The 8428-nt window shown below is 34.9% G+C and carries 7 protein-coding genes; 4 read left to right on the top strand and 3 right to left on the bottom strand.

The window, feature by feature from the left end; translation table 11 throughout:
* Positions 1–9: 9 nt before the first annotated feature.
* Positions 10–432: a type II toxin-antitoxin system VapC family toxin gene (locus tag CCAL_RS07480; protein ID WP_170017256.1), complete on the bottom strand. Its 423-nt coding sequence runs from the start codon at positions 430–432 to the stop codon at positions 10–12.
* On the bottom strand, positions 425–670 hold the full coding sequence (locus CCAL_RS07475; protein WP_170017254.1) for a hypothetical protein: 246 nt from the start codon (positions 668–670) through the stop codon (positions 425–427). The genes CCAL_RS07480 and CCAL_RS07475 overlap by 8 nt, the downstream gene beginning before the upstream one ends.
* A 278-nt stretch (positions 671–948) precedes the next feature.
* On the opposite strand from CCAL_RS07475, the gene hsdR reads away from it, so the two are divergent.
* The 4 genes from hsdR to CCAL_RS07455 are packed head-to-tail and all read left to right on the top strand — an operon-like array spanning position 949 to position 7068.
* Positions 949–3228, top strand: coding sequence for an EcoAI/FtnUII family type I restriction enzme subunit R (gene hsdR / locus CCAL_RS07470; protein ID WP_170017252.1), 2280 nt, complete (start codon positions 949–951; stop codon positions 3226–3228).
* An 8-nt stretch (positions 3229–3236) separates the two neighbouring features.
* Positions 3237–4703 (top strand): class I SAM-dependent DNA methyltransferase, encoded by a 1467-nt coding sequence (locus tag CCAL_RS07465; protein WP_170017250.1) that lies wholly within the window; start codon positions 3237–3239, stop codon positions 4701–4703.
* Position 4704: 1 nt separating this feature from the next.
* The gene (locus tag CCAL_RS07460; protein ID WP_172285138.1) at positions 4705–6234 is read left to right on the top strand and encodes a restriction endonuclease subunit S; all 1530 of its coding nucleotides are present in this window, start codon (positions 4705–4707) and stop codon (positions 6232–6234) included.
* A gap of 30 nt (positions 6235–6264) precedes the next feature.
* Complete coding sequence (locus CCAL_RS07455; protein ID WP_172285137.1) at positions 6265–7068, top strand: tyrosine-type recombinase/integrase; 804 nt, start codon at positions 6265–6267, stop codon at positions 7066–7068.
* Between the two features lie 29 nt (positions 7069–7097).
* Here the strand turns inward: CCAL_RS07455 and CCAL_RS07450 are convergent, their stop codons facing one another.
* Entirely contained in the window at positions 7098–8345 is a 1248-nt protein-coding gene (locus tag CCAL_RS07450; protein WP_172285136.1) for a restriction endonuclease subunit S, read from the bottom strand.
* Positions 8346–8428 lie beyond the last annotated feature (83 nt).

The raw sequence follows: 8428 nt of genomic DNA, 5'->3' as shown, positions 1-8428 counted from the left end.
TCCGGTACATTATTTTATATTTGGATTTGTTCGTTTAACCTTGATATCAAAATTTAAAAAATCCTTATCATTGGTTATGATAAGATCACAACCGCTATTTTTAGCAGCTATATACTGTTGCAAGTCCTCAAAGTCAGCTCCGTCATTTTCATCCATCATATCGACCGCAAGCCTAATATCATCAAGATTGATATCATAAATTTCCCATGATTTGCTGTTTATTACGGTTTTTAGAAAGCTTTTTGCTGCTTCATATCTCTTAGCTCTATCTGCAACTATAAAAAATATAGTATTTAAATTTAGATTACTTGTTGCTATAATTCCGTTATTTGATATATGCTCTTTTAGTAGGTTAAATATCTCGTTATGAAACTCTCTGCTTTCTAGTATTAGGTCGATTATGATATTGGCATCAAGATAAATCTTACTCATATCTTCTAGCTCTAGCCTCTTTTATGTCGGTATCTGAGATGATTATGTCTTTTACTATGCCCGAGATTGACAAAAGCTCATTTAGTCCATTATTTACGTTATCAAGAGATGGATCTTTTATAACTTTTACAACTTTAAAATCCATGGTTTTAGCCACACTTTTTAGTAGAGTTTCTATTAAGTTTACTTTATCAACTGAAACGTTTTGCAATGATATGGTTAAATTTTGCCTATTCATACGCTCTCCTTTATTTCTAACAATTATAGCATAAGTTCTAAAAAGCAACATTAACATAAGGTATATACAGATTACATTCTCTACTTATTATGGATACTTATTAAAATTATGATTATGAGTCCAATTGTGTTATTAAATCTGTATAGCTTGTGTATTTATTATTTATAATATCTGCAATTACGATAGAGCACAAGCCATTAAATATACTTAACTTTTGATATAATTGCAGAATTTAACTTCTTATAATTATAACTATAACTCAGTTAGAGGAGGCTTGTATGACAGAAGAAGAGATAAAACTTAGGTTTATAACGCCTGCGATTGAGAAGATGGGCTGGGATAGAAACACCCAAATTTCCATGGAGTATAAAATCACTGATGGCAGGATAAATTTAAAACAAAATCATATAAAGCGTAGCGAGTTTAAAAAAGCTGATTATCTACTAAGCTATAAACCAAATTTACCCCTTGCTATCATAGAAGCAAAAGACGAAACGCATAATATAAGAGACGGCATAGAGCAAGCCAAAAACTATGCTCAAATGCTTGATGTGCCATTTGCTTATAGCTCCAACGGAAGCGGTTTTATAGAGCTTGACTTAATAAATGGCACACAAAGGCAGATTAGCCTTGATGAATTTCCAAGCCCCTCTTGTCTTTGGCAACGCTATTTGGGATATAAAAACTTATCGCAAAAAGAGCTAGAAATTATTCAAGAACCATATTTTTATGCGCAAGGAAGCAAGAGCCCTAGATACTACCAGCAAGTAGCAATTAACCGTGCCGTAGAGGCGGTAGCCACCGGCAAAAATCGCTTGATGCTGGTTATGGCAACAGGCACCGGCAAAACATATGTGGCTTTTCAGATCATACATAGGCTCTATAAATCAGGCGCAAAAAAGAAAATTTTATTTTTAGCCGATAGGAATATCTTGGTAGATCAAAGCAGAGATGGCGATTTTGTGCCTTTTGGTAACAAAATGACAAAAGTGGAAAATAGACATTTAGATAGTGCGTATGAAATTTATCTATCGCTTTATCAGCAGCTAGTAGGAGACGACGAGAGCGAGCCGTTTCGTGAATTTAGCCCCGATTTTTTCGATCTTATAGTTATTGACGAGTGTCATCGCGGCTCTGCCAAAGAAGACTCTCAGTGGCGTAAAATTTTGGAGTATTTTAACTCGGCCACACATATTGGTATGACTGCTACGCCTAAAGAGGATAAAGAAGTGTCAAATATCTCATATTTTGGTGAACCAATCTACACTTATAGCCTAAATCAAGGTATAGATGATGGCTTTTTAGCGCCATTTAGAGTTGTACGCATTGGCATAGACGTCGATCTCTTTGAGCTTAGATTACCAAAAGAAATTTTTGACGAGTACGGAAATGAGATAGAAGATAGGGTTTATAATATCAAAGATTACGATAGAAATATCGTTTTGACTAAACGCACAGAGCTTGTCGCCAAGCGTATAACGGAGTTTTTAAAGCAAAATGATAGATTTGCAAAAACGATTGTTTTTTGCGTTGATATCGAGCATGCAGGACGTATGTGTGAAGCTTTGCGAAATGAAAATTCCGATTTGGTAGCACAAAATGCAGACTACATCGTGCAAATGACAGGCGACATTACTACTACGCCAGCTAGCCTTGAAAAATTTATAGACATAGATACGATCTATCCCGTAATAGCCGTAACGTCAAAACTTTTGACAACCGGTGTTGATTGCAAAACTTGCAAAGTGATAGCCATTGATAGCAATATTGGATCCATTACCGAATTTAGGCAGATAATTGGTCGGGGTACTAGGCTTAGAGAGGATGTCGGCAAGACGCATTTTACGATTTTGGATTTTAGAGGCGTTAGTAGGCTATTTGCTAAGGCAGAATTTGACGGTAATCCAGTCAACGAACAAGATATAAGGCCAAAAGAAAATTTGCCTGCATTTGAAAAACCAAAAGAGCCTAAAAACGACACGCCAAAAGAACCGATCAAGAAAGTCATAATAAAAGGCGTTGAAGCTACGATAATAAACGAGCAGGTGCAAATTTTTGATGAAAACGGCAAACTCATAACCATAAATTTGACTGATTTTTCAAAGCAAAACACAAAGCAAGAATTTGAAAGCTTGGAAAAATTTATAAACTATTGGAATAAAAATGATCGTAAAAATGCCGTTATAAACGAGCTTTTAAATAAAGGTATTTTGATTGATGAATTAAAAAATCAACAAAAATTTAAAGAAATGGATGAATTTGACCTAATTTGCCATATAGCCTTTGATGCACCGCCTCGCACTAGACGCGAGCGTGTAGAGAATGTCAAAAAGCAAGATTTTTTAAGCAAATACCAAAATAAGGCAAGAGAAATTTTGACTATATTGCTTGAAAAATATGCCAACAGCGGTATAGGAGAGATAGAAAATACAAAAATTCTAGAAAATGATCCATTTAGAAACTACGGTGGGGTGAGTGAAATAATAGATATTTTTGGCGGCAAAGATAGCTATTTAAAAGCAATTAAAGAGCTAGAATACGAAATTTACGCAGCATAAGGATAAAAATGAGCCTAACAAATATAATAAAACGACTTCAAGATATAATGCGAAACGACGCAGGTATAAACGGCGATGCACAGCGGATCGAGCAAATCACGTGGATTTTATTTTTAAAAATTTATGACACAAAAGAGAAAGATTGGGAAATTCATGATGATAATTATCGCTCGATTTTACCTGAAAATTTACGTTACAAAAACTGGGCGATAGATCACAAGGATGGCAAGGCTCTCACAGGCGATGCACTTTTAAATTTCGTAAATAATGAACTTTTTCCGTCTTTAAAAAATATTGCCATCACGCCTAAAACTCTGATATCTCAGACTATAATCAAAAAAGCCTTTGAAGACAATAATAACTACATGAAAGACGGTATTTTGCTTCGTCAAGTGATAAATACCATAAATGAGTTGAATTTAAACGGCTTCAAAGAGCGTCATGCATTTGGTGAAATTTATGAAACTATACTAAAAAGCCTACAAAGCGCAGGAAATGCTGGAGAGTTTTATACCCCGCGTGCGGTTACCGACTTTATGGCCAAGATGATAAGTGTGAAGCTTGGCGAAAAAATAGCCGATTTTGCTTGTGGCACGGGCGGATTTCTCATCTCGGCGCTAAAGGAACTTGACTCACAAGTAAAAACTACAAAAGATAGGGAAATTTATCAAAGTTGTATCTATGGGATAGAGAAAAAGGCATTACCGTTTCTACTCTGCGCGACTAATCTTTTACTCCATGACATAGATAATCCTGAAATTTATCATGATAATTCGCTAACTAAAAATATCTCAGAATACAAGCAAGCCGATAAATTTGATGTTATTTTGATGAATCCTCCTTACGGCGGTAGTGAAAAAGAAAATATCAAAAACAACTTCCCTGTAGAGCTTAGAAGCTCTGAAACGGCGGATCTTTTTATGAATGTAATAATGGCGCGCCTAAAACGTGCGGGGCGTGCGGCAGTTATATTACCCGATGGATTTTTATTTGGCACAGATAACGCTAAAGTAGCAATAAAATCAAAACTTTTAAGCGAATTTAACTTGCACACCGTTATCCGCCTACCACACTCCGTCTTTGCACCTTATACATCGATAACGACAAATATTTTATTCTTTACGGCGGGCGAACCTACTAAAAATACTTGGTTTTACCGCCTTGATATGCCACAAAATTATAAAAATTTCAGTAAGACAAAGCCGATGAAAATAGAACATTTTGAGCCCGTCGTTTCATGGTGGCACAACAGAGAGCAGATAAATGAAAATGGCTTTGACAAAGCAAAAAATTATACTTTTAATGAATTAAAAGAACAAAACTTTAACCTTGATCTATGCGGCTTTCCTCAAGAGAGCGAAGAGGTTTTAAATCCGTTTGAGCTAATAGCAAAGTATCAAGACGAACGTGCACAACTAAACGCAAGCATTGATACCACTATATCACAAATTTATGAAATTTTACAAAAGGCATAGTATGACTGCTACGCAGCTTAAAAACTCTATATTAAATCTAGCTATAAGCGGCAAGCTTGTACCGCAAGATCCCGCCGATGAGCCTGCCAGTAAGCTAATTGAACGCATAGCAAAAGAGAAGGCAAGTCTTATAAAAGAAAAAAAGATCAAACCTTCTAAATTTGAAAGCACCATATTTAAAGACGCGGATAAAATACATTATGAGAAGATAGAAAATAAAACAAGGTGTATTCAAGATGAAATTCCTTTTGAAATACCTGATAGTTGGGCTTGGGTGAGATTGGGGAGTGTTATTATGCTTATATCTGGGCAAGATTTGACACCAGAAAAATACTCAAAAGTCAAAAGCGGTATTCCATATATTACCGGCGCAAGCAATCTAGAAGGTGAAGAGGTTATTTTTAATAGATGGACGACCAAGCCAGTCTCAATAGCCAATAGTGGAGATTTGTTGCTTACTTGTAAGGGTACTGTTGGGAAAATTGCTTTTTTAAAACATAAAGAAGCTCATATTGCAAGACAAATTATGGCTATCAGAGCAATAAGCAATCTAGCTTTACACTATGTAAAAGCTTTTTTAATAATTTCTATGCAAAAAATTAAATCAGATGCAAAAAGTATGATACCTGGAATATCACGTGAAGTTTTGCTATCCATCCTCATCCCTCTTCCGCCGCTAGCGGAACAACAAAGAATAGTAGATAAACTTGAGAGATTATTGCCTTCTGTTGAAAGGTACAAGCAAGATAAGGAAAAGCTAGATGAACTAAATTTAAAGTTTCCTTCTCGTTTAAAAAAATCAATTATTGATTATGCTATTAAAGGTAAATTGGTAAAACAAGATAAAAAAGACGAGAGTGTAGAAATTTTACTTCAAAAGATAAAAAAACAAAAAGACAAACTTATAAAAGAAAAGAAAATAAAGCCATTTAAATTTAATTCTACTATTTTTAAACACTCCGATAATTCCCATTATGAGAAGATAGGTAATAAAACTCGTATAATCCAAGATGAAATTCCTTTTGAGATACCAGATAGTTGGGCTTGGGTGAGGTTGGGGGATGTTTGTGATTTTTTTATGGGTGGAACGCCGACTAAAAGTGAGAGTGGTTATTGGAAGGGAGATATAAAGTGGCTCACCATCAGTGATTATTCTAATTTTGATTTGATAAGTCAAACAAAAGATAAAATCACAAATTTAGGTTTAGAAAACTCATCGGCCAAGCTTATAAAAACAGGCTCTGTTGTAATTTCAATTTATGCGACCATTGGCAGAGTTGGGATTTTGGGCTGTGAAATGGCTACAAATCAAGCTATTGTAGCTATGCAACCATATAAAATTTCAAACCGTTACCTTATGTATGCCTTATATATAAGCAAAAATAGATTGCTGAAGTCAGCAAATAAAACGACACAGAAGAATATAAATTTGGAAATTTTAAAAAATACTTTAATTCCACTCCCGCCTCTAGCAGAACAAGAGCGAATAGTGACCAAAATCGAGCAAATTCTACAAATTCTAAAATCTTAAATTTATAATCATAGCGAAGGAGACTTTACTATGATTACACAATTTCAAAACTATCTTAAGAATCAAAATTTGTCGGAGAATACTATCTCTTCATATGTTTGCACGTTAAAGCAATACTTAGTTAAATTTGATGGCTTTTCCGTGCGAAATTTAAAAGCCTATAAACTTTGGCTTATAGAAAATTATCGCCCAAAAACCGTAAATTTACGACTTCGAGCAATAAATTGCTATCTTGAAAGCATTAAAAGGCGTGGCTTTAGGTTAAAGTTTGTCAAAGTACAGCAAAAATCATTTTTAGAAAATGTCATTAGCGAAGCCGATTATGAGTACTTCAAAGGCGCTTTGCTCACGAATAATGAGCAAAAATGGTATTTTGTAATACGATTTTTGGCGGCAACTGGCGCAAGAGTGAGTGAGCTAGTAAAATTTAAAGCAGAGCACGTCAAGCTCGGTTATCTTGATCTATACTCAAAAGGCGGAAAATTAAGACGAATTTATATCCTAACATCTCTACAAAGTGCAACTTTATCATGGTTAGAAGCCTACAAGATAAAAAGCGGATTTATATTTTTAAACCGCTTTAATAAACCTATCACGCCAAGAGGCATAGCTGGTGAGCTGAAGAAATTTGCTAAAATTTACGGACTTGATGAAAAAGTAGTCTATCCACACTCGTTTAGGCATCTTTTTGCAAAAAGATTTTTAGCTAAATTTAATGATATTGCATTTTTAGCCGATCTTATGGGGCACGAAAATATCGAAACTACTAGAATTTATCTGCGAAAGACGGCGACAGAACAACGCCAAATTGTAGATAGTGTTATAGATTGGTAGGGCATGCGCGCTAAGCGTATGCCCATAGTCTAAGTTTCTAAATTTAAAATCTCTTCGATTTTGGCGACTATGCGGCGTTGTTCTGACAGGGGCGGTAGTGGTATGAGTATAGTTTTTAGCTGACTTAGATTTACGCCTGTGATTATTCCTGTCGTGCCTTGTCTGAAAAAATCCAAAAAACAAGAGCTTTGCAGATAATAAAATATAAATTTTGAGTGCAAAATAAATGGAGTAAAGCAGCATAATTTATTGCCAAAGCATACTTCGCTTTCAAGATAGCCTATCTTTTTGCCCGCGCTTCCGCCCTCTATGCAAAGTAAGATGCTATCTTTGGGGGCGGCTTTAAATTTTGTCTCATTTTGTGGGATTTTAACTCCATTCTCATAATCTATCGTCCCGTTAAATCCGACATCTTTTGTGGCAATATAATATCTGCCGTCCTTTAAATTTGTATATTTTCTAAGCTTTTGATCTTGGTTTATGCTGTCACCTGTATAAATTTCCGCCACATCCCCCAACCTCACCCAAGCCCAACTATCTGGTATCTCAAAAGGAATTTCATCTTGGATTATACGAGTTTTATTACCTATCTTCTCATAATGGGAATTATCGGAGTGTTTAAAAATAGTAGAATTAAATTTAAATGGCTTTATTTTCTTTTCTTTTATAAGTTTGTCTTTTTGTTTTTTTATCTTTTGAAGTAAAATTTCTACACTCTCGTCTTTTTTATCTTGTTTTACCAATTTACCTTTAATAGCATAATCAATAATTGATTTTTTTAAACGAGAAGGAAACTTTAAATTTAGTTCATCTAGCTTTTCCTTATCTTGCTTGTACCTTTCAACAGAAGGCAATAATCTCTCAAGTTTATCTACTATTCTTTGTTGTTCCGCTAGCGGCGGAAGAGGGATGAGGATGGATAGCAAAACTTCACGTGATATTCCAGGTATCATACTTTTTGCATCTGATTTAATTTTTTGCATAGAAATTATTAAAAAAGCTTTTACATAGTGTAAAGCTAGATTGCTTATTGCTCTGATAGCCATAATTTGTCTTGCAATATGAGCTTCTTTATGTTTTAAAAAAGCAATTTTCCCAACAGTACCCTTACAAGTAAGCAACAAATCTCCACTATTGGCTATTGAGACTGGCTTGGTCGTCCATCTATTAAAAATAACCTCTTCACCTTCTAGATTGCTTGCGCCGGTAATATATGGAATACCGCTTTTGACTTTTGAGTATTTTTCTGGTGTCAAATCTTGCCCAGATATAAGCATAATAACACTCCCCAATCTCACCCAAGCCCAACTATCAGGTATTTCAAAAGGAATTTCATCTTGAATACACCTTGTTTTATTTT

Source organism: Campylobacter sp. RM6914 (genome assembly GCF_004803835.1).
GTDB classification, from domain to species: domain Bacteria; phylum Campylobacterota; class Campylobacteria; order Campylobacterales; family Campylobacteraceae; genus Campylobacter_A; species Campylobacter_A californiensis.
Note: the sequence above shows the minus strand (reverse complement) of the source record. Positions and strands in the feature narration are given on the sequence as shown.

Coding starts and splice junctions, on each gene's coding strand:
- CCAL_RS07480 (WP_170017256.1), bottom strand. CDS start 432: ATGAGTAAGATTTATCTTGATGCCAATATCATAATCGACCTAATACTA.
- CCAL_RS07475 (WP_170017254.1), bottom strand. CDS start 670: ATGAATAGGCAAAATTTAACCATATCATTGCAAAACGTTTCAGTTGAT.
- hsdR (WP_170017252.1), top strand. CDS start 949: ATGACAGAAGAAGAGATAAAACTTAGGTTTATAACGCCTGCGATTGAG.
- CCAL_RS07465 (WP_170017250.1), top strand. CDS start 3,237: ATGAGCCTAACAAATATAATAAAACGACTTCAAGATATAATGCGAAAC.
- CCAL_RS07460 (WP_172285138.1), top strand. CDS start 4,705: ATGACTGCTACGCAGCTTAAAAACTCTATATTAAATCTAGCTATAAGC.
- CCAL_RS07455 (WP_172285137.1), top strand. CDS start 6,265: ATGATTACACAATTTCAAAACTATCTTAAGAATCAAAATTTGTCGGAG.
- CCAL_RS07450 (WP_172285136.1), bottom strand. CDS start 8,345: ATGCTTATATCTGGGCAAGATTTGACACCAGAAAAATACTCAAAAGTC.